This window comes from Saccharopolyspora indica (genome assembly GCF_027853965.1).
Classification (GTDB): domain Bacteria; phylum Actinomycetota; class Actinomycetes; order Mycobacteriales; family Pseudonocardiaceae; genus Saccharopolyspora; species Saccharopolyspora indica.
Genome location: NZ_JAQGLB010000012.1, coordinates 16,498 through 35,840 on the forward strand (window position 1 = coordinate 16,498; position 19,343 = coordinate 35,840).

A 19,343-nucleotide genomic window follows, 5' to 3' on the forward strand; every position below is an offset into this window, starting at 1 on the left:
AGCCGGCAGACCCTTTCGACCAAGGGAGAAGACCCGACGTGCTTGACGTCAACTTCTTCGATGAACTCCGCATCGGCCTGGCCACGGCCGACGACATCCGCCAGTGGTCGTACGGCGAGGTCAAGAAGCCCGAGACCATCAACTACCGCACCCTGAAGCCGGAGAAGGACGGGCTCTTCTGCGAGAAGATCTTCGGTCCGACCCGGGACTGGGAGTGCTACTGCGGCAAGTACAAGCGCGTCCGCTTCAAGGGCATCATCTGTGAGCGCTGCGGTGTCGAGGTCACCCGCGCCAAGGTGCGCCGCGAGCGGATGGGCCACATCGAGCTGGCCGCCGCCGTCACCCACATCTGGTACTTCAAGGGCGTCCCGTCCCGGTTGGGCTACCTGCTCGACCTGGCCCCCAAGGACCTCGAGAAGATCATCTACTTCGCGGCCTACGTGATCACCGGTGTGAACACCGAGCTGCGGCACAACGACCTGTCGACGCTGGAGAGCGAGATCAGCGTCGAGCGCAAGCGGGTCGCCGACCAGCGCGACTCCGACCTCGAGGCGCGCGCCCAGAAGCTCGAGGCCGACCTGGCCACCTTGGAGGCGGAGGGCGCCAAGAGCGACCAGCGCCGCAAGGTCAAGGAAGGCGCCGAGCGCGAGATGAAGCAGCTGCGCGACCGCGCGCAGCGCGAGCTCGACAAGCTCGACGAGATCTGGGACACCTTCACCAAGCTGGAACCGCGCCAGCTGATCGCCGACGAGATCCTGTACCGCGAGCTCTACGACCGGTACGGCGAGTACTTCACCGGCGGCATGGGCGCCGAGGCGATCCAGTCGCTGCTGTCGACCTTCGACATCGGCGCCGAGGCCGAGCTGCTGCGCGAGACGATCCGCAGCGGCAAGGGCCAGAAGAAGCTGCGCGCGCTCAAGCGGCTCAAGGTCGTGGCGGCCTTCCAGGCCACCGGCAACGACCCGAGCGGCATGGTGCTCAACTGCGTGCCGGTCATCCCGCCGGACCTGCGTCCGATGGTGCAGCTGGACGGTGGCCGCTTCGCGACCTCCGACCTCAACGACCTGTACCGCCGGGTGATCAACCGGAACAACCGCCTCAAGCGGCTGATCGACCTCGGCGCGCCCGAGATCATCGTCAACAACGAGAAGCGGATGCTCCAGGAGTCCGTGGACGCGCTGTTCGACAACGGCCGTCGCGGGCGTCCGGTCACCGGCCCGGGCAACCGGCCGCTGAAGTCGCTGTCCGACCTGCTCAAGGGCAAGCAGGGCCGCTTCCGCCAGAACCTGCTGGGCAAGCGCGTCGACTACTCGGGCCGTTCGGTCATCGTGGTCGGCCCGCAGCTGAAGCTGCACCAGTGCGGTCTGCCGAAGGAGATGGCGGTCGAGCTGTTCAAGCCGTTCGTCATGAAGCGGCTGGTCGACCTCAACCACGCGCAGAACATCAAGTCGGCCAAGCGGATGGTGGAGCGCCAGCGCCCGCAGGTGTGGGACGTGCTGGAAGAGGTCATCGCCGAGCACCCGGTGCTGCTCAACCGCGCACCCACGCTGCACCGCCTCGGCATCCAGGCCTTCGAGCCGCAGCTGGTCGAGGGCAAGGCGATCCAGCTGCACCCGCTGGTCTGCGAGGCGTTCAACGCGGACTTCGACGGTGACCAGATGGCGGTCCACCTGCCGCTGTCGGCCGAGGCCCAGGCCGAGGCCCGGATCCTGATGCTGTCCAGCAACAACATCCTGTCCCCGGCGTCGGGTCGCCCGCTGGCGATGCCGCGTCTGGACATGGTGACCGGCCTGTACCACCTGACCAAGCAGGTGGACGGTGCCAAGGGCGAGGGCCTGGCGTACTCCTCGGTCGGCGAGGCCATCATGGCCTTCGACCGCGGCGCGCTGGGGCTGCAGGCCAAGATCAAGATCCGGCTGCGGGACGTCGTGCCGCCGCGCGGGAACACCCCGGAGGGCTGGGAGCCCGGTCAGCCGTGGCTGGCCGAGACCACCCTGGGCCGGGTGTTCTTCAACGAGCTGCTGCCCGAGGACTACCCGTTCGTCGACGACCTGCTGCCGAAGAAGAAGCAGGCCGCGATCGTCAACGACCTCGCCGAGCGGTACCCGATGGTCACCGTCGCCCAGACGCTGGACAAGCTGAAGGACGCCGGCTTCCACTGGGCGACTCGTTCGGGCGTGACCGTGTCGATCACCGACGTGGTCGTGCCGCCGAACAAGACCGAGATCCTCGACGGCTACGAGGCCAAGGCCGACCAGGTCGAGAAGCGGTACCGCCGCGGTGCGCTGTCCTACCAGGAGCGCAACGCCGAGCTGGTCAAGGTCTGGACGGCGGCCAAGGACGAGGTCGCCGAGGCGATGGAGACCAACTTCCCGGAGGACAACTCGATCAGCACGATCGTGAAGTCCGGGGCCGCCGGTAACATGACGCAGGTCGTGCAGCTGGCCGGTATGCGTGGTCTGGTGTCGAACCCGAAGGGTGAGTACATCCCGCGCCCGATCAAGGCGAACTTCCGCGAGGGCCTGTCCGTGCTGGAGTACTTCATCTCCAACCACGGTGCCCGAAAGGGTCTCGCCGACACGGCGCTGCGCACCGCCGACTCGGGTTACCTGACCCGTCGTCTGGTGGACGTCTCGCAGGACGTCATCGTCCGCGAGACCGACTGCGGCACCGAGCGCGGCATCAAGATGCCGATCGCGGAGCTGCTGGACGACGGCAAGCTGCTGCGCGACGCGCACGTCGAGACCAGCGTCTACGCCCGCACCACGGCCGAGGACGTCACCGACGCCGACGGCAACATCGTGCTGGCCCGCGGTTCGGACCTGGGTGACCCGGCGATCGAGAAGCTGCTCGCCGCCAGCATCACCAAGGTCAAGGTCCGCAGCGTCCTGACCTGCGAGTCCGGCGTGGGCGTCTGCTCGGTCTGCTACGGCCGCTCGATGGCCACCGGCAAGCTGGTGGACGTCGGCGAGGCCGTCGGCATCGTCGCCGCCCAGTCGATCGGTGAGCCGGGCACGCAGCTGACGATGCGTACCTTCCACCAGGGCGGTGTCGCGGGTGACGACATCACCACCGGTCTGCCGCGTGTCCAGGAGCTGTTCGAGGCCCGCGTCCCGAAGGGCAAGGCGCCGATCGCCGACACCTCCGGCCGGATCCGGATGGAGGACAACGACCGCTACTGGAAGATCACCATCATTCCGGACGACGGCGGCGAGGAGATCGTCTACGACAAGCTGTCCAAGCGGCAGCGGCTCGCGGCGATCTCGGTGGACGGCAGCGAGCGGCAGATCTCCGACGGCGACCACGTCGAGGTCGGTCAGCAGCTGCTCGAAGGTGCCGTCGACCCGCACGAGGTGCTGCGCGTGATGGGCCCGCGCGAGGCCCAGCTGCACCTGGTGCGCGAGGTGCAGGAGGTGTACCGGTCGCAGGGTGTGGGCATCCACGACAAGCACGTCGAGGTCATCGTCCGCCAGATGCTGCGCCGCGTCATCATCATCGACTCGGGTGCCACCGAGTTCCTGCCCGGTTCGCCGGTGGAGCGCTCGGTGTTCGAGTCGGAGAACCGCCGCGTCGTCGCCGAGGGCGGGGACCCGGCCTCCGGCCGCCCGGTGCTGATGGGTATCACCAAGGCGTCGCTGGCCACCGAGTCGTGGCTGTCGGCGGCCTCCTTCCAGGAGACGACCCGCATCCTCACCAACGCCGCTATCGAGGGCGCGAGTGACAAGCTGGTCGGCCTGAAGGAGAACGTGATCATCGGTAAGTTGATCCCGGCCGGTACGGGCATCAACCGGTACCGCAACATCCAGGTGCAGCCGACGGAGGAGGCTCGGGCCGCGGCGTACGCGATCCCGTCCTACGACGACAGCTACTACACCCCGGATGTCTTCGGCGCCGGCACCGGTGCAGCCGTCCCGCTGGACGACTACGACTTCGGGCGCGACTACCGCTGACCCGCAGTTGAGCTGAAGGGCCCCTGTCCGACTCCTCCGGACAGGGGCCCTTTGCCGTCCCGGCACGGCTTAGAAACAATACACGACAGTCGTGTATTGTTTCTGGCATGAGCTCTCGTGATGACGCCTCTCGCCCTCCTGGGCGGCCGCGGAGCGCCGCGGTGGACGAGGCGATCCTGGAAGCGGCGATCGAGCTGCTGGTCGAGCACGGTGTCGGCCAGGTCGGCATCAAGCAGGTGGCGCAGCGGGCCGGGGTGACCCGGGACGCGGTCTACCGGCGGTTCCCGGACCTGACCGCGCTGCTGGTGCGCGCGGTGGAGTGGGAGTACCGCGACGCCGAGCCGGTGGAGTGGCCGGACCTCGACAGCATGATCGCGGGCCTGGCCGCGCAGCTGGGCCGTCCTCGCGACCGGAAGCTGTTCCGCCGCCTCCACGCCGCGGTGGACGACTTCCCGGCCCTGCTGCACGCCTACGCCGAGGCGAACGGCAGGCGCCGCGTCGAGGCCGCGCTCGCCGCACTCGACCGGGCCCAGCGGGCGGGCGAGCTGCCGCCGCACGCGGATCCCGTTGTGCTGCAACAGATTCTCTCCGGTGCCGCGGTGCACTACGTGAGCGTCAACCCGGACGACAGCGGGGAAGAGGCGCTCCGGGCCTACTTCGCCGAGGTCCTCCGGCAGGTCGGCTACCGCCGTCACGAAGGAGCGCGGAGATGACCCGGATAGCTCTGGCGGGCATGCCCGCCTACGGCCACCTCAACCCGAGCCTGCCGATCGTTCGCGAGCTGGTCAGCAGGGGTGTCGAGGTCACCTACTGCACCTCCGCCGAGTTCCGCGAGCAGGTCGAGGCGGCGGGCTGCGAGTTCCGCGAGTACCCGCGCGACGTGTTCGGCTCGGCCACCATCGCGGAGGCCACCCGGCTCGGCGGCCCGGTCCGGGTGGCCGGCGAGGTGCTGAAGGCCGCTGAGGTGTTCGTGCCGTTCCTGCTGGCCGAGTTCGAAGCGGAGCGGCCCGACGCGGTCGTGTTCGACTCCAACGCGCTCTGGGGCCGGATGGCCGCGGCGAAGCTGGGGCTGCCGATGATCTCGCTGATGACCACGGTCCTGATCGGCACCAAGGAGATGCCCGGCATGACCTTCCGGGAGTGGACCACCATGCTCCGCGAGGTCATCCCGAACGTCACCGGCCCGATCGCGACCCGGCGCCGGGTGCAGCGGCGGTTCGGCAAGGAGACCTACCCGTCGAGCGGCCTGCCGATGCGCGGCGACCTGACGCTCTTCCCGGTCCCGGAGTGGATGCAGCCGCCCAGCCCGAGCATCGACGACACCTGCCGCTTCGTCGGGCCCACGATCCCCGCGGCAGGCCAGCACCTCGATCCCGAGCTGGCGAGGTTCCTGGACGGCCCCGGCCCGCTGGTCCTGGTGTCGCTGGGCACGCTCCACACCGGCACCGAAGCCTTCTTCCGCACCTGCTTCGAAGCCCTGTCCGACCTGCCGATCCGCGCCCTGCTCGCGACCGGTGCCCGCTCCGACCCGGCCCTGCTGGGCGCCCCGCCGGAGAACGTCCTGCTCCGCCAGTCGATCCCGCAGCTGGAGGTGCTCCGGAAGGCGGCGGCCTTCGTCACGCACGGAGGGATGAACAGCGCCCTGGAAGGCCTCGCGTGCGGAGTCCCGCTCGTCGTCGTCCCCCAGCAGGCGGAACAACTCCTCATCGGCAAGGCCATCGCCGACCGAGGCGCGGCGACGGTCCTCCGCCACAACCTGTCCCACCGCCCGGTCCCACCGGAAGAACTGCGCGCAGCGGTCCGCCAAGCCCTGACGGACCCGTCCCACCGAGCGGCGGCCCGCAACCTGAGTGCCACCCTCGCCGAAGGAGGCGGAGCCCCGGCAGCAGCCGACCACATCCAGAACTTCCTCGAAACCAGAGCGCTGAACGGCAACTGAGGTGCCTGGGTTTCTCGGGCGGTGACGCCACTTCCCCGGCCGGGCCGCGACCCCGGCCTTGGAACGAGAGGTTCCCCACCGTTCGATCAGTGCTGGAGGCGTGCGCGCCGGTTCGCGTGGACCTGTTATGCGCTCCGTTTCCGCTGGCCAGGTCCCGTGAGTGTTTTGAGGGGCTATAGCACCCCAAACCACTCACGGGCCACCACCTGCGGAAACGGGGCGCCGCCACCATGTTGTGTGGTGTCAGAGGTCGAGCTGGCCTGTCTTGACGTTGTGCAGGAAGGCGTGGAGCTGGGCCTTGGTGAACACCAGGGCGCCCTGCTCCGGGGCCTTGGAGTCGCGGATGGCGGAGACGCCGGGCAGGTTCTGCGCCAGCTCGACGCACTGGCCCGTGTTGCCACTCCGACTGCTCTTGCGCCAGTCGGCGCACGACATGTCGATCATTCTTCTCCCTAGCCGGGTTCCTCACAGGTGCTTGACCAGGCTAGTCATCAGTTTGGCCGACTCCTCGGGCGAAAGAGCTTGCTCGCTCGCCATCCTGAAGACGTTGCTGTAGTCGTCCAGGTCGTTGGGCCGTTCTTGCCACACGGACCCGCGCTGGTTCTCCAGGTAGACCGAGTTCATGTCCTCGTACCCCTCGGGGAAGTGGAGGATCGAGAAGGCGCCCTTCATGCCCGCGTGCGCACCAGCGGAGAACGGGATCACCTGGATCGTGATGTTCGGCTTCTCCGCCGCTTCGATCAGCGCTTTGAGCTGGTCGCGCATGACGCCGGGGCCGCCGACGAGCCTGCGGACGACGGCTTCGTCGAACACGACGTGGAGTTGCTTCGTCGAACCTCGCTGGTGAAGCCTCTCCTGCCGTGCCTGGCGGAGCTCCACGGATCGGCGGAGCTCGGACTTGGTCGTTTTCGGCCAGCCGCCCTGCATGACGGCCAACGCGTACTCCGGCGTCTGCAGCAGGCCGTCCACGAGCGTCGGGCTGTAGGTGAGCAGCTCGCGGGCGTCGCTTTCGAGGTCGACGTAGGTTTCGAACCAGTCCTCCAGGGTGTCGGAGAACGCGGTCCACCAGCCGCGATCGTTCGACTCTTCGGCCTGGCGCACGAGCGTGTCGACGGTTGGCGCGCCGACGCCGTAGAACTGGCACAGCAGCCGGACGTTGCCCGGCCTGATGGCGTGGCGACCGTTCTCGATGCGGCTCACCGTCGCGTCGCGCAGTCCGGCGTACTTGGCTGCTTCCGCCACCTTGCGACCGGCTTGTTCCCGGTAGCTGCGGAGTTTCCGTCCGAGCTGTCGCCTGCGGAGAGTGGGCCCGAGTTCGAGGCCGTCATCGGTCTGAGGGCCGAGCTCCTCGGGCGGCATCGTGGCCATGCATTCCTCCGTCAGTGGTCGGTTTCCTCTATCCTGCACCAACTTTCACGTATTTCGATGTAGATCCACCCTTTCGAGGAATCGACGCCACGTAATTACGTGGAATACCTTGATTGACGTCGGACGGTTCTGCGGCGCAAGGCGCGAACCCCGGCAGCCCGCTCCGCCGGTTTCTCACAGGTCAACGGCGGGACGGGCGTTCTAGCCGGGCTGGGGTGGTGATTTGCCCCCGACCTGCACCACTCCAGCCCACTCAGGTGGCCGGGCGCTGACGACCCCTCCCCGTGCGCCCGGCCACCCGTCAACCAGAGCGGTACGTCCGGCGATGGAGGTTCGCGCATGTCCGACTACTTGACCTACGTCTGGCGTCCGGTCGCCGGAGGTCGCCACGCTTTTCCCATTGCAGCAACGAAAGTTCCGTTGGGCGCCACCGTCGAGGCCTACTGCGGTGCTGAGTCCGAAGCGTCGCAGCTGCACGATCGGTCCGAAGTGGACTGGGTGCGCGAGAAGTCCTGCATGACCTGCTGGCGCATCCTCGCCGACCGGTCCTGACGAGGGCGGGGCGACTTCGCGCGAAATCGTCGCCCCGCGTGCCTGGCCAATGCCGATTTCGCGCGAAATCGCACACCAACCCGAGAGGAAACGCAATGTTCTGGGTTCAGCTGAGCACTTTCGTGCTGTTCAACCTGCTCATTCTCGCTCTGCTCGTCTCGCAGGCCCCGGTGCGGTTCGCCGCTGGGCAGCACGCGGGGAGCGGTGCTGGTGAGTACACGGTCTGGCACCTCATAGCCGATGTCGAAGTCGAACGCGCTCAGGCGAGGGGAACCCGGCAGCGCTCGGTTCCAGAGGTGCCGCCGCAGTTTCCTGCGCAGGATCCGGACGAGATCGACCCGCCGACCGGGCGGCATCACCTTCGGGAGGTGTGCGCTGCCTCAGTACACTGAGTTCGCATGGCCGACACCGAGATCGAGATCACCGCGGACCTGGTCCGCGACCTGCTGCGGGAGCAGCACCAGGACCTCGCGGAGCTGACCATCCGCGAGGTGGCGGGCGGCTGGGGCAACCAGATGTGGCGCCTCGGGGACGAGCTGGTCGTGCGCATGCAGCGCATGGACCCGACTCCGGAGCTCCAGCTCAAGGAGCGGCGGTGGCTGCCCGTGCTGGCGCCGCGACTGCCGCTCCCGGTGCCGACCCCGGTGCGGTTCGGCGAACCGTCCGAGCGCTTCCCCAAGCACTGGACCGTGATGACGTGGGTTCCCGGTGAGCCGCTGGATCACGGCACGATCAGCCGCGGCGACCACGCTGCCGACGCCCTGGCGGACTTCCTCCGGGCGCTCCACGTGGAAGCGCCCGCCGAGGCGCCGACCGCTGCGGACCGCGGAACCCATCCCAGGAACTGCGCGGACGGCTTCGAGGGCTTCCTCCAGGCCGTTGCTCCCGACGACATCGCTGCGGTCCGGGCCGTCTGGGACGACGCCGTCGGAGCCGACGAGTGGGCGGGCCCGCCGGTGTGGGTGCACGGCGACCTGCATCCCGCGAACGTCGTCGTCTCGGGCGGAACGCTCTCGGGCGTCGTCGACTTCGGCGACGTGTGCGCCGGTGACCCGGCGTGGGATCTCGCTGCCGCATGGGTGCTGCTGCCCGAGGGCGCGGCCTCGCGGTTCTTCGACAGGTACGCGCGAGCGGATGAGGCGGCGATCCGGCGCGCCCGCGGGCTGGCCGCTCTGAAGTGCCTCTTCCTGATGCTCATGGGGCAGAACGGAGATCGGGGCCTGCCCGGCGGCAAGCCGCACTGGGGACCTGCGGGCCGGGCGGCGCTCGATCGCGTTCTGAAGGGCGTTTGACGCACCTGCTGCCGATCTAGCGAGGTGGTTCTCCCAGCTCCGTCTTCCAGCGGGTGCCTACGGGCCACTCCCGCCCGGGCCTGCGAGGGTGGATGCCGACGACCGCCAGGGACGGGAGGTCGTCCCGCACCTCCAGCCACTGGTCGTGGGTCAGCTCCAGGAAGCGCAGCCCTTCGAGCTCGGTCACCGCGGTGAGGTCCGCGACGGAGGCGTCCGCGATGGACAGCGCCCAGAGGTGGGGCACCGCGCGCAGCGGGGCGAGGTCTACCGGCCGGGTGGAGGCGATCGACAGCGAGCGCAGTTCCGGATGCCCGGCGAGCCCCGCGAGGTCGGTGGTTCCGAGATCGAGTTCGAGGTACTCGACCGGACGTTCGCGCAGCGGGCTCAAGTCGAGCGGGCCTGCGCCGGACAGCGCCAGCGAACGCACGTTGGGCAGTGCGGCGAGGAACGCGAGGTCGTCGACCTCGGACACCCTGACGTTCTGCACGTGCGGGCGCACCTGCGCTGCTTCCGCGCGGGCCGACGAGCCGTCGGTGTACCAGGTGCGCGCGCGGTCGGCGGTGACCCCGTCCGGCAGATCGGCGTCGATCCAGAGGCTCTCGTCGTGCACGCTGTAGTCGCCGCGTTCCAGCGCCTCCACCAGGCGGCGCAGGAACGTGGTCACCGAGTCGGCCACGTACAGCGGCCCCTCCGAGTGGTCGACGCCGATCGAGATGACCTGTCCCGGACGTCCTTCGGGGCCGGGATCCATGTCCACGGCGAGCCAGTTTCCGCCGGTGTCGTTGGCAAACTGGATCCAGCCCGGCCGCAGCACCGACCGCCGGACGGCGTTCGGCGGCTCGGCGTCGAAGACCACGCTGCGCTGCGGCTCGTACTTCCACTCCAGGAAGAGCAGCCAGTCCTCCTCCTCGTCGCCGACGTGCTCCAGCGAGTGCCACGGGTGCCTGTCGAAGAGGGAGTTGATGATCTCGTAGCCCTCGCCGTCCGCGATGCCGTAGAGCGCGCGGAGGTCGGGCGGGAACTCGAAGCCGAGGCGCTCCTCCGCGGCGGCGAGATCCTCTTCGCTCGCAGGCCCGGGAAGTTCTTCCTCGAAGCCGAGGATCTCCGCCACCCGCCGCCGGTACTCGTGGAAGAGGCGCACCGCCTCCGCCGGGTCGCCGGCGGGAACCGCGTTCGTCGGCCCCTCCTGCTCGTCGCCCCGGTCGGGGACGAGGAAGTCGTAGTCGATCTCGTAGAGCGTCGGTTCGTTCGCGGGGGAAGGCGCGGTCATGCCCGGAAACTAGTGGCCGCCTCCGACGCCGGTGGGCACATCGGTGTGAGGTGGGTGGTTTTGCGGCGCATCGGGGCTTTTGCCCGTTACGGTGTGCGGCGGCAGGTATGACCGCGTTGATGGGGATTGGCCGTGGTGAACCAACAGAACGAGATGGTGCGCCCTGCGCATCCGCCGAAGGCGTTGTTGCTGGGCATCACGGCTGTGCTGACCGTGGGCGCGGTGCTCGCGCTGGCCTGGGCGATCGGGGCGAGTTCGCACGGTGCGGTGAACGCGGTTCGCGTGCTGCTGGTCGTCGTCGGCGCGCTCGCCTGCGCCGGTCTGCTGATCGGCGTGTGGCTGGGCAAGAAGGGCGCGCGCAGCGTCCTGTTCGGACTCGACGTGTTCCTCGGTCTCGCGGTGCTGCTCGCCGCGCTCATCGGGGCCGCGGTCGGTGCGTCGTCCCTGTTCGGCCTGGGCACCGGAGTGCTGCTCCTCGTCTCCGCGTTCCTGCTGAACGCGCGGGCAGTGCGGGTCTGGTGCGAGGGCGAGGTTCCGAGCCCGGAACCCGCGCGGGGGCCGTTGGCGCAGTGGTCGCAGCAGCGGGGCTGGCAGGTCGTCTGGAACGTGCCGGTGCGCGTGCTGGACCAGCTCCGGGGACAGCCGTTCCACGAGTACCGCCGCAAGGACATCCCGGTGCTGATGCGCGGCGATCACCGCGGCGCGCCCGCGATGGCCGTGCAGGTCGACTTCCGGCACCTGCACTCGGTGCGCACCGGCCCGTCGTACTACTCGCCCGGCGCGGATCGGCAGGTGCAGCCGACGAAGACGGTGGAGCGGAAGTCGTCGTGCGGCATCGTCGTCGTCGAGCTGCCCGCGCCGGTGCCCGAGCTGCTGGTCAGCGCCAAGCGGGACGTGCTGGGCGATGTCGAGGGCCTGTTCTTCTGGAACCGGTCGCACCGGCCCTTCCAGGGCCGCGCCGTCGGCAAGGTGCCGACCGAGGGCCCGGCCGTCGCCTTCCGCGAGGCGGGCGGCCACGTCGGCGACTACCACCTGTTCGGCGCCGATCCCGCGTACGCGCACGCGGTGCTGACGCCGCAGCGGGCGACCTGGTTGAAGGGCAACCGCTGCGGTCCGGTGTTCTTCCGGCTGTCGGGGCGCAAGCTCGTCGTGTGGTGCTACAGCGGGCTCGTCGACGTCGCGGTCGTGGACGAGCTGCTCGCGGTCGCGGACGAGGTCGCGAGCTGGATTCCGGCTGCGGCGTACCAGGATCCCGCTGGTGCGCAGGCCGATCGGCAGCACGTTCCGCTGGTGCGGCTGCAGGTCTGAGCCGCGAGGCGCCTCCCGGGGAAGGCGCCTCGCGGGTTCACCAGTTGAGGTTGCCGCTGATCGTCTCGTCCGCCGGGACGTCGCTGAAGCCGCCGCCCTCGGCCTGCTTCTCCAGCTGGTCGGCGGCCGTGCCCAGCCCCGCGGCGGTCCGGTTGAACGCGGAGTTGCCGAGGTCGAACTTGGCCGGGCTGTCGGCCGGGACGTCGGAGGTGACGGCGTTGCCGTCCGCGTCCGTGACGGTGTTGCCGGAGGCATCCACCTGGGTGCGGGTGGTGCCGTCGTCGTCGACCTTCCAGATCTTGCCCTCTTCGCCGAAGCTCTCCGGGGCGTCGACCTGGTAGCCGTGCTCCTTCGCCTCGCCCGCGAAGCCGGTGCCGAGGTTGCCCAGGACCTTGCGCTCGTCGGCGGTCTCGCTCGTGACGTCCTTCAGCGTCTGGCTGCCGGTGGCGGCCGGGGTCTTCCCGTCGCCGCCGGAGGTGCTGGTGTCGGTGATCTTCTGGACGCTCTCGACGATCCGGATCGTGTCCAGCACCGCCTTGATCGCGGTGATCGCCTTCATGATCTTGTCGATCACGCTGGTGATCCGCTGGATCTGCTGCGCGGTGCGGGCGCAGGTGATGCCCGCCTGCGCGGTGGTCACCCCGGTGGCGGCGGCGATGGAACCGCCGAAGGTCGGGCCCGCCGAGGCCATCGCGGTGATCCAGGTGGTGATAGCCCAGGTCAGGAAGTCGGCGAGGATGCCCTTGATGACGCCCTCGGCCGCCTCCATCATGGTGCCGCTCATCTGCAGCAGCTGAGCGATGTTGTTGGCCTGGCCGCCGGTGGACTGCACGCCCTCGATGAACTTGGCCATCTTGGTGCGCAGCGCGTCGGCGGCTTCGCCGTCCCAGCCGGCCAGCTCGCCGTCCAGCGTCTCGGTCAGCGTGGTGGCCAGGGCGTCGAGCTCGCCCTTGATCTCGTTGAAGGCCTCGGCGCCCGCGGCCAGCGCTTCGCTGTCGCCGGTGACCAGCTGGATCGCGTCCCGCACCGGTGCCACGAAGTTGATGACGAACTCGACGCCGGTGCCGATGAGGAAGCTCATCGGATCCAGCGCGAAGCTGGTGGCGCTGGACAGGAAGCTCTCCACGTCGGCCTGCACGGCTTCGACCTCGCCCTGCCCGGCCTTGTCGGTGGCGCTGATGATGTCCTTGACGAACGGCAGCTTGCCGAACGCCGAGGCGTCGACGGGCGAGGCCACCGGGCTGATCGCGCTGTTGTCCGCAGCGGCCTCGAGGTTGGTGGGCATCAGCGGTCACCCCCGGCCTCGATCTGCTTGAGCTGCTCGGCCAGTTCGCGGTCGGTCTCCTGGTAGTCCTTGCCGCACGAGCTGATGTCCTCGCCCGCGCGGGTCAGGCCCTCGGCCATCTCGCCGAGGTGCTGCTGGAACTCGTCCAGCAGCTCGCGGTAGGAGCTGTAGGTGGTGGCCATGCCGAGGATTCCCCAGGAGATCTCCGGCACCTGCGCCGCGGTCGCCTTGTCCTTGATGGACTTCGCGTTGGCGGCGAGGCTTCCGACGTTGGCGCCGCAGCTGGTGATCGCGTCCGGTTCTGCTCTGTATCCGCCCACGGGTCACCGCCCGCCGTCGAGGAACGAGTCCGGGTAGTCGTCGTCATCGACCGGCGCCTCGGGCCGCGGCTGGTCCGCGTCGCGGTTGAAGAGCTGGTCCTGGGTGCGGAGCACCTGCTCGCGGACGTCGCTGTCCGGCACGTGCTCCTGCACGATGTCGGCTTGGCGGCGAGCTGCTTCCGCCACGGCTTGCTGGAGCGTGCTCATGACGGTGTTGGACAGCTCAGCGGGCGATTTGCGCATGGCGTCCTGGGTGAACTGGACGTCGAGCACGCCGCCCGCGTTCGCGACGACGGTGACCGAGCGGTCGGCAGCAGTGCTGCTGACCTGCAGTTCGCTGATCTGCTCGCGCATCCGGCCGAAGTCGCCCAGCTGCTGCTCGGCGCGACGTCCGGCTTCCTTCAGAGCTTCGAGCTTGCGTTGCAGGTCGTCCAGATCAGCGGACATCCACGCCTCCTTTGTCTGCTATGCGTTCTTCGGGCAGATCTTGGCGCACACATCCGCACCGCGTGGGGCGTTTCGTGCAGAATGGTGGGAAATGACGTCTTTCGCACATTTCCCAAGATGAAAATTTCCTCATTCCGGACATTGCGCCCAGGGTGTGCCTCCCCGTAGCCGGTGCTGCGGGGAGGCGCGGGGCGTGTCACGTCTTGAGCTTGTCGCTGATCTCGTCGTCGTCCGCGACGTCGACGAAGCCGCCGCCCGCGGCCTGCTGCTCCAGCTTGTCCGCGGCACCGGACAGACCGGCCGCGGTGTGGTTGGCCGCGGACTGGGCGAGCTGCCCCGCCGAGTAGGTCTCGGCCCCGGTGTCGGGATCGACCCACCAATCGCTGTGGCCCCGGCTGTTGACGAACTCGCGACGGCCGCCCTCCTCCGGCGTGTGCCAGATGTTGCCGAGGTCGTCGACGCTGTAGTTCTCCCTCCCCGCTTCCGCTTCGTACCCGCTCTGGATCCCGCCGAGCGCCGTCTTCCCGGTACCGGTGATCCACTTCGCGTCGTTCGCCATGCCGCTGCCGGTCTGGGCGACGCCCCTGCCGTCGCCGCCGGACTCGCCGGAGGTGATCTGCTGGACGCTCCGGTAGATGCGGATCGCGTCCAGGACCGCCTTGATCGCCATGATCATGTTCATGATCTTGGTGATGATCTGGACGATCTGCTGAATCGTCCGGGCGGCCTTGGCGCAGGTGAAGCCCGCTTGTGCGGTGCTCGCCGCGGTAGCGGCGGCGATGGAACCGCCGAAGGTCGGCCCTGCTGAGGCCGTCGCGGTGATCCAGGTGACGATCGCCCAGGACAGGAAGTCGGCGAGGATTCCCTTGATGACGCCTTCCGCGGCCTCCATCATGATGCCGCTCATCTGCAGCAGCTGGGACAGGTTGTTGGCCTGGCCCGCGGTGTCCTGAACGCCCTCGGCGAACGTGCCCATCTTGGTGCGCATGGCGTCCGCGGCTTCGCCGTCCCAGGCGGCCAGCTGGCCGTCCAGCGTGTCGGTCAGCTTCGCGGCCAGCTCGTCGAGCTTGCCCTCGACCGCTGCGAAGGCCTCCGCGCTGCTGGCGAGCGCCTCGCAGTCGCCGCTGACGAGCTGGATCGCGTCCCGCACCGGGCCCACGAAGTCGATCACGAACTCGACGCCGGTGCCTGCCGACCAGCATGCTCAGCGGGTCGAACGCCGCGCTGACCGCGCTGCCCAGGAAGCTCTGGATCTCCCCGCTCACGTCGGCGACGCCCTCTTCGCCGATCTTGTTCTTCGCGCCGATGATGTCCTTGACGAACGGCACCTTCCCGAACGCCGCCGTGTCGACCCACTGGTAGTCGCCGCTCATCCGGCATCGCCCCCGGCGCCGATCCGGCCCAGTTCCTCGGCCGCCTGCTCGTCGATGCTGCGGTACTCCTCGCCGCACGCCGCCAGGTCGTCGCCCGCTCGGGTCAGCCCGGCGGAGATCTCGTCGAGGTGCGTCTGGAACGCCTCCAGCAGTTCGGCGTACGAACCGTGGACGGTGGCCTTGCCGAGGCGCCCCCAGGCGATGTCGGAGACTTCGGCCGCGGCGGCGTCGTTCTTGATCTCCTCCGCGTCGGAGGACATGGCGTCCACTGTGGACGAGCAAGCCCGCAGTGCTTCGGTGGATGCGTGATATCCGCCCACGGGTCACCGCCCGCCGTCGAGGAACGAGTCGGGCATGTCGTCGCAGGGCTCGTCGGCCGGGGTGTCGAGGTGCTGCGCCCGGTCGCGGTTGAAGAGCTGGTCCTGGGTGCGGAGCACCTGGTCGCGGACGTCGCTGTCCGGCACGTGCTCCTGGACGATGTCGGCCTGGCGGCGGGCGGCTTCGGCGACGGCCTGCTGGAGCGCGCTCATGACGGTGTTGGACAGCTCGCCGGGGGACTTGCGCATGGCGTCCTGGGTGAACTGGACGTCGAGCGCGCCGCCCGGGCTGGCGACCACGGTGACCGAGCGGTCCGGAGAACTGGCGCTGACCTGCAGTTCGCTGATCTGCTCGCGCATCCGGCCGAAGTCGCCCAGTTGCTGCTCGGCTCGTCGGCCCGCTTCCTTCAGCGCATCCAGTTTGCGTTGCAGGTCGTCCAGATCGGCAGACACGTCGCCTCCGTCGTCCGTTTTGTTCCGTTGCGACGATCTTGGTTCATCGATGTACGCAAAAGGATCAAAACGGACGAAAATTCACAAAAGGGAAGGCGGAGTCGGCGATCGGTTGATCCGGGCTCGATGGCTGGAGCTGCGGATCGCGCGGCGGCGCGGTTACCGGTGGTGATCGGCTGATCGCGCTCGGGGTGAGTTTTCGCAGGGTGCCAGGGCTGTGGGGCCACTTGGGGTTACCGATCGCGCCCTGCTGCGGGTTACGGTGGCGGCGGTCGGCTCCGGTCGGCCGAGGCAGGCTGCGGCGCGGGTGCGCCGTGTCGTCGAGGGGCCGACACGGCGCACCCGGCTGTCAGTCGATCAGCTCTCGAGCTCGGCGAGGGCCTTGCGGACCCGCTCGACCTCGGCCTCCAGCTCGGCGAGCTTGGCCTCGTGCTGCTGGCGGGCCTGGTTGAGCACGCTCTCGATGGTGTCCGAGATGTCCTGGTGCAGCTCGGCGGCGGCCTTGGACACCGCGGCGGCGGCGACCGGCAGGCTCTGCACGACGCGCTTGCCCGCGTGCATCAGGTCGGCCTGCCACTCGCCGTCGGCGGTGCCGGTGACCGTCAGCGTGAGCTCGACCGTGCGGGTCTTCTTCGCGGTGCTCTGCTTGCGGGCCCGCGGCTTCTTGGGGGCCTCCTCGGCCGGTGCCGCTTCCGCCTCCGGCTGCGGCGTGGCGGCCGGGGCGTCCGCGGTCGGCTCGACCGGGGACGGCGCCGACTCGGGCTGGGTCGCGGCGTTCTCGGTGCTCGACTGTTCCTCGGTCAACTGTGTCTCCTGTGTCTCGCTGCGGGGAAGACCCAGAATAGAACAGGTGTTCCCCTGATGTGCTGTGGACATACCGGGCATCCGCCCGATCGGGTCACCGCCGCAGGACGGCGACCAGTGCTTGCAGCGCGGGGCGGAAGGCGTGCTCCGCCGGAGCGGCGTAACCGACCACCACGCCGGGCGGGTGGTCTCCCGCGCGCACCCAGTGCGGCCCGAGTACCTCAAGTTCCACCGAGTGCTCCCGCGCCCGGGTCAGGACTTCTCGCTCCGTCGGTCCCTCCGGGTCGAGCTGCAAGGTGACGTGCAGTCCGGCCGAGATCCCGGCCGGGTGCGGCCGGTGGTTCGCGCGCAGGTCGTCCAGCGCGGCGGTGAGCAGCTCCAGCCGCTTCCGGTACGCGGCGCGCGATCGGCGGACGTGCTGATCGTATGCGCCCGAGCGGATGAGCTCCGCCATGGCCAGCTGTTCGAACAGCGGTGCGTGCAGCCCGCTGTGGACCTTCAGCCGGCGGACCGGTTCGACCAGCTGCGGAGGCAGCGCCAGCCACGCCAGCCGCAACGCCGGAGCGAGCGTCTTGCTGGCCGTCCCCGCGTAGGCGACGTGGTTGGGCGCCATGCCCTGCAACGAGCCGATGGGCTGGCGGTCGAAGCGGAACTCGCCGTCGTAGTCGTCCTCGACGACCAGCAGCTCCTCGTCCTTGGCCCGCTGCACCAGCGCCATCCGCCGCGCGGAGCTCAGCGCGACGCCGAGCGGGAACTGGTGCGCCGGGGTGACCACCACGGCCCCGCTGCGCACCTGCGCGACGTCGATGCCGTCGTCGTCGACGGGCACGCCGCGCACGGCCATGCCGAGACTGGCGGGAATGGTCCGCAGCTGCGGCGTGGACGGGTCCTCGAAGTCGATCGAATCCACGCCCTGGTCGTGAAGGGCCTTGCTGAGCAGCGACAACGCCTGCGTGTAGCCGTTGCAGACGATGATCCGCTCCGGCGCGGTGACCACCGCGCGAACCCGCGCGAGGTAGTCGGCGAGCGCTTCGCGCAGCAGCGGGTGCCCCTGCGGATCGCCGTAGTCGAGGTCGTCGGCGGGGATGTCCCGCATGGCGCGCCGGCTCGCGGCCAGCCAGTCCCGGCGCGGGAAGGCGCTCAGATCCGGCCGCCCGGGGCGGAAGTCCCAGCGCGCGGCGACCGGCGCCGGGTCCGGCGGGGAGCCGACCGGGTCGGGCTCGGCGAGCCGGTCGGCCACCGTGGTCGGAGCGCCCTGCCGGGACAGCAAGAAGCCCTCGGTGATCAGCTGGTCGTAGGCGCGGGTCACGGTGCCGCGCGCGACGCCGAGGTCCTGCGCGAGCACCCGGGTCGACGGCATCCGGGAACCGGCGGCGAGCAGCCCGTCGCGGATGGCGGTGCGCAGCGCCTCGGCCAACCCGCGGCTGTCCGGCCGTCCCCGTTCCAGGCCCAGATCAGCGGGGGACCATCCAACCGTCACGCCTCCCGACCCTAGTACCCACCGCCGCGGTCGCGAACATCCGGCGATTGGCGAAATGCCCGGTAAACGCCCGGGGTGATCATCGCTACACGCTTGGTCGCGGAATCCCGCCCCGCTGCTCATCCGCCGTTGATACTGTGCCCAGCTGCGGCGGATCTTGCGCCGTGACGCGGCGTGGGGTTGAGCGTTGTGGGGGAGCGACGTGCCGGAAGATTTCGGTAGGGACATCGGCGCTACTGAGCGGATGGTCCGCGAGTGGCAGGAGAAGGCCGCGGAGAAGGCCGAGAAGTTCGGCCGGATGCAGCAGCAGATCCAGCAGATCTCGGCGACCGAGTCGTCGAAGGACGGCGCCATCCAGGTGACGGTCGGCTCCGGCGGCATGCTGGAAGCCCTGCAGCTGTCGGAAGCCGCGAGCAGCCGCCCGATGGCGAAGCTGGGCGCCGAGATCATGCGGATGGTGCAGGCCGCGCAGGCGAAGATCCCGGAGATGATGCAGCAGGCGGTCGCCGACACCGTCGGGCTGCAGGACACCGCCGCCCAGCACGTCCTCGGCCAGGCCCGCAAGTACTTCCCGGAACCGCCCGAGGACGAGCCCGAGCCCGAGCGCACCAGCAACCTGCGCGAGATGCAGGTCCCGATGGAAGACGACTACGAGGAGCCGCAGCGCAGGCAGCCCCCGGCGCCGCCGCAGCGGCCCGCCGCGCCGCCGCGGGAGCAGCCGCCCCGCCGCCCGGCCGACGACTTCGACGACGACGACTTCGGCAGCGGTTCGTTCCTGCGCTGACCCGCCGAGCCCGACCCGAGGAAGCTTCTGCGATGCCCGACGAGATGAACGTCGTCATTGAGAACCTGCGCACCCACGCATCCAAAGTGGACGGAGTGGTGGACCAGCTGAACGTGGCGGTCGACGCCTCCCAGCAGGTCTCGCTGAACAACGACGCCTACGGGATCCTGTGCCGCCCGTTCGCCTGGATGATCGACCCGGTCGAGCAGTACGGCATCGACACCCTGCGGAAATCGGTCGAAGCGATGCAGGAGGTCGCGGAGAACGTGCGCGGCGCGGCCGAGGACTACCAGGCCGTCGACGACGACAACAGCGACGCCATCGGGAGCATCGAGGTATGAGCAGCGCCGTGCCGACCCCGCTCCGCCCGGGGTGCCGTGACGCGACCGCCACTGCGAAGG

Annotated in this window: 21 protein-coding genes; 10 read left to right on the forward strand and 11 right to left on the reverse strand. The window is 69.4% G+C overall.

Annotation, left to right across the window (positions count from 1 at the left end):
* Positions 1-38 precede the first annotated feature (38 nt).
* From OU416_RS24410 to OU416_RS24420, 3 genes are all read left to right on the forward strand, one after another.
* Positions 39-3,950 carry a DNA-directed RNA polymerase subunit beta' gene (locus tag OU416_RS24410; RefSeq protein ID WP_270929363.1) on the forward strand — a complete coding sequence of 1,304 codons (3,912 nt, stop codon included), beginning with the start codon at positions 39-41 and terminating at the stop codon, positions 3,948-3,950.
* Between the two features lie 107 nt (positions 3,951-4,057).
* Positions 4,058-4,663: a TetR/AcrR family transcriptional regulator gene (locus OU416_RS24415; protein WP_270929364.1), complete on the forward strand. Its 606-nt coding sequence runs from the start codon at positions 4,058-4,060 to the stop codon at positions 4,661-4,663.
* Positions 4,660-5,889 carry a macrolide family glycosyltransferase gene (locus OU416_RS24420; RefSeq protein WP_270929365.1) on the forward strand — a complete coding sequence of 410 codons (1,230 nt, stop codon included), beginning with the start codon at positions 4,660-4,662 and terminating at the stop codon, positions 5,887-5,889. The genes OU416_RS24415 and OU416_RS24420 overlap by 4 nt, the downstream gene beginning before the upstream one ends.
* Before the next feature lie 243 nt (positions 5,890-6,132).
* Here OU416_RS24420 and OU416_RS24425 read toward each other — a convergent pair whose 3' ends face one another.
* Both OU416_RS24425 and OU416_RS24430 read right to left on the reverse strand, forming a co-directional pair.
* Positions 6,133-6,333, reverse strand: a complete 201-nt coding sequence (locus OU416_RS24425) for a DUF397 domain-containing protein (RefSeq protein WP_270929366.1) — start codon at positions 6,331-6,333, stop codon at positions 6,133-6,135.
* A 21-nt stretch (positions 6,334-6,354) separates the two neighbouring features.
* The gene (locus OU416_RS24430) at positions 6,355-7,257 is read right to left on the reverse strand and encodes a helix-turn-helix domain-containing protein (RefSeq protein ID WP_270929367.1); all 903 of its coding nucleotides are present in this window, start codon (positions 7,255-7,257) and stop codon (positions 6,355-6,357) included.
* Positions 7,258-7,596: 339 nt separating this feature from the next.
* On the opposite strand from OU416_RS24430, the gene OU416_RS24435 reads away from it, so the two are divergent.
* The 3 genes from OU416_RS24435 to OU416_RS24445 all read left to right on the forward strand — a co-directional run bounded on the left by OU416_RS24435 (position 7,597) and on the right by OU416_RS24445 (position 9,101).
* Complete coding sequence (locus OU416_RS24435; RefSeq protein ID WP_270929368.1) at positions 7,597-7,809, forward strand: zinc finger protein; 213 nt, start codon at positions 7,597-7,599, stop codon at positions 7,807-7,809.
* Between the two features lie 95 nt (positions 7,810-7,904).
* On the forward strand, positions 7,905-8,201 hold the full coding sequence (locus OU416_RS24440) for a hypothetical protein (protein WP_270929369.1): 297 nt from the start codon (positions 7,905-7,907) through the stop codon (positions 8,199-8,201).
* Positions 8,202-8,207: 6 nt separating this feature from the next.
* Positions 8,208-9,101, forward strand: a complete 894-nt coding sequence (locus OU416_RS24445; RefSeq protein ID WP_270929370.1) for an aminoglycoside phosphotransferase family protein — start codon at positions 8,208-8,210, stop codon at positions 9,099-9,101.
* Positions 9,102-9,117: 16 nt separating this feature from the next.
* Here the strand turns inward: OU416_RS24445 and OU416_RS24450 are convergent, their stop codons facing one another.
* Entirely contained in the window at positions 9,118-10,371 is a 1,254-nt protein-coding gene (locus tag OU416_RS24450; RefSeq protein WP_270929371.1) for an SMI1/KNR4 family protein, read from the reverse strand.
* 135 nt (positions 10,372-10,506) lie between these two features.
* Here OU416_RS24450 and OU416_RS24455 point away from each other — a divergent pair, with 135 nt between their 5' ends.
* On the forward strand, positions 10,507-11,679 hold the full coding sequence (locus tag OU416_RS24455) for a hypothetical protein (RefSeq protein WP_270929372.1): 1,173 nt from the start codon (positions 10,507-10,509) through the stop codon (positions 11,677-11,679).
* Positions 11,680-11,716: 37 nt separating this feature from the next.
* On the opposite strand, the gene OU416_RS24460 is transcribed toward OU416_RS24455, so the two are convergent.
* From OU416_RS24460 to OU416_RS24475, 4 genes are all read right to left on the reverse strand, one after another.
* Complete coding sequence (locus OU416_RS24460) at positions 11,717-12,964, reverse strand: WXG100 family type VII secretion target (RefSeq protein WP_270929373.1); 1,248 nt, start codon at positions 12,962-12,964, stop codon at positions 11,717-11,719.
* Positions 12,964-13,284 carry a WXG100 family type VII secretion target gene (locus OU416_RS24465; protein ID WP_270929374.1) on the reverse strand — a complete coding sequence of 107 codons (321 nt, stop codon included), beginning with the start codon at positions 13,282-13,284 and terminating at the stop codon, positions 12,964-12,966. The genes OU416_RS24460 and OU416_RS24465 overlap by 1 nt, the downstream gene beginning before the upstream one ends.
* 3 nt (positions 13,285-13,287) lie before the next feature.
* On the reverse strand, positions 13,288-13,731 hold the full coding sequence (locus OU416_RS24470; protein WP_270929375.1) for a YbaB/EbfC family nucleoid-associated protein: 444 nt from the start codon (positions 13,729-13,731) through the stop codon (positions 13,288-13,290).
* A 196-nt stretch (positions 13,732-13,927) separates the two neighbouring features.
* Positions 13,928-14,902: a WXG100 family type VII secretion target gene (locus OU416_RS24475; RefSeq protein WP_270929376.1), complete on the reverse strand. Its 975-nt coding sequence runs from the start codon at positions 14,900-14,902 to the stop codon at positions 13,928-13,930.
* Between the two features lie 29 nt (positions 14,903-14,931).
* Here OU416_RS24475 and OU416_RS24480 point away from each other — a divergent pair, with 29 nt between their 5' ends.
* The gene (locus OU416_RS24480) at positions 14,932-15,093 is read left to right on the forward strand and encodes a hypothetical protein (RefSeq protein ID WP_270929377.1); all 162 of its coding nucleotides are present in this window, start codon (positions 14,932-14,934) and stop codon (positions 15,091-15,093) included.
* A gap of 7 nt (positions 15,094-15,100) precedes the next feature.
* Here OU416_RS24480 and OU416_RS24485 read toward each other — a convergent pair whose 3' ends face one another.
* The 4 genes from OU416_RS24485 to pdxR form a co-directional block, all read right to left on the reverse strand.
* The gene (locus tag OU416_RS24485) at positions 15,101-15,364 is read right to left on the reverse strand and encodes a hypothetical protein (protein WP_270929378.1); all 264 of its coding nucleotides are present in this window, start codon (positions 15,362-15,364) and stop codon (positions 15,101-15,103) included.
* A 63-nt stretch (positions 15,365-15,427) separates the two neighbouring features.
* Positions 15,428-15,874: a YbaB/EbfC family nucleoid-associated protein gene (locus tag OU416_RS24490; RefSeq protein ID WP_270929379.1), complete on the reverse strand. Its 447-nt coding sequence runs from the start codon at positions 15,872-15,874 to the stop codon at positions 15,428-15,430.
* A gap of 357 nt (positions 15,875-16,231) precedes the next feature.
* Positions 16,232-16,678, reverse strand: a complete 447-nt coding sequence (locus OU416_RS24495; RefSeq protein ID WP_270929380.1) for a DUF6319 family protein — start codon at positions 16,676-16,678, stop codon at positions 16,232-16,234.
* Positions 16,679-16,772: 94 nt separating this feature from the next.
* Positions 16,773-18,158: a MocR-like pyridoxine biosynthesis transcription factor PdxR gene (pdxR, locus tag OU416_RS24500; protein WP_270929381.1), complete on the reverse strand. Its 1,386-nt coding sequence runs from the start codon at positions 18,156-18,158 to the stop codon at positions 16,773-16,775.
* A gap of 202 nt (positions 18,159-18,360) precedes the next feature.
* On the opposite strand from pdxR, the gene OU416_RS24505 reads away from it, so the two are divergent.
* Both OU416_RS24505 and OU416_RS24510 read left to right on the forward strand, forming a co-directional pair.
* On the forward strand, positions 18,361-18,942 hold the full coding sequence (locus OU416_RS24505; protein ID WP_270929382.1) for a YbaB/EbfC family nucleoid-associated protein: 582 nt from the start codon (positions 18,361-18,363) through the stop codon (positions 18,940-18,942).
* 32 nt (positions 18,943-18,974) lie between these two features.
* Positions 18,975-19,283 carry an ESX-1 secretion-associated protein gene (locus OU416_RS24510; protein ID WP_270929383.1) on the forward strand — a complete coding sequence of 103 codons (309 nt, stop codon included), beginning with the start codon at positions 18,975-18,977 and terminating at the stop codon, positions 19,281-19,283.
* Positions 19,284-19,343: the final 60 nt, after the last annotated feature.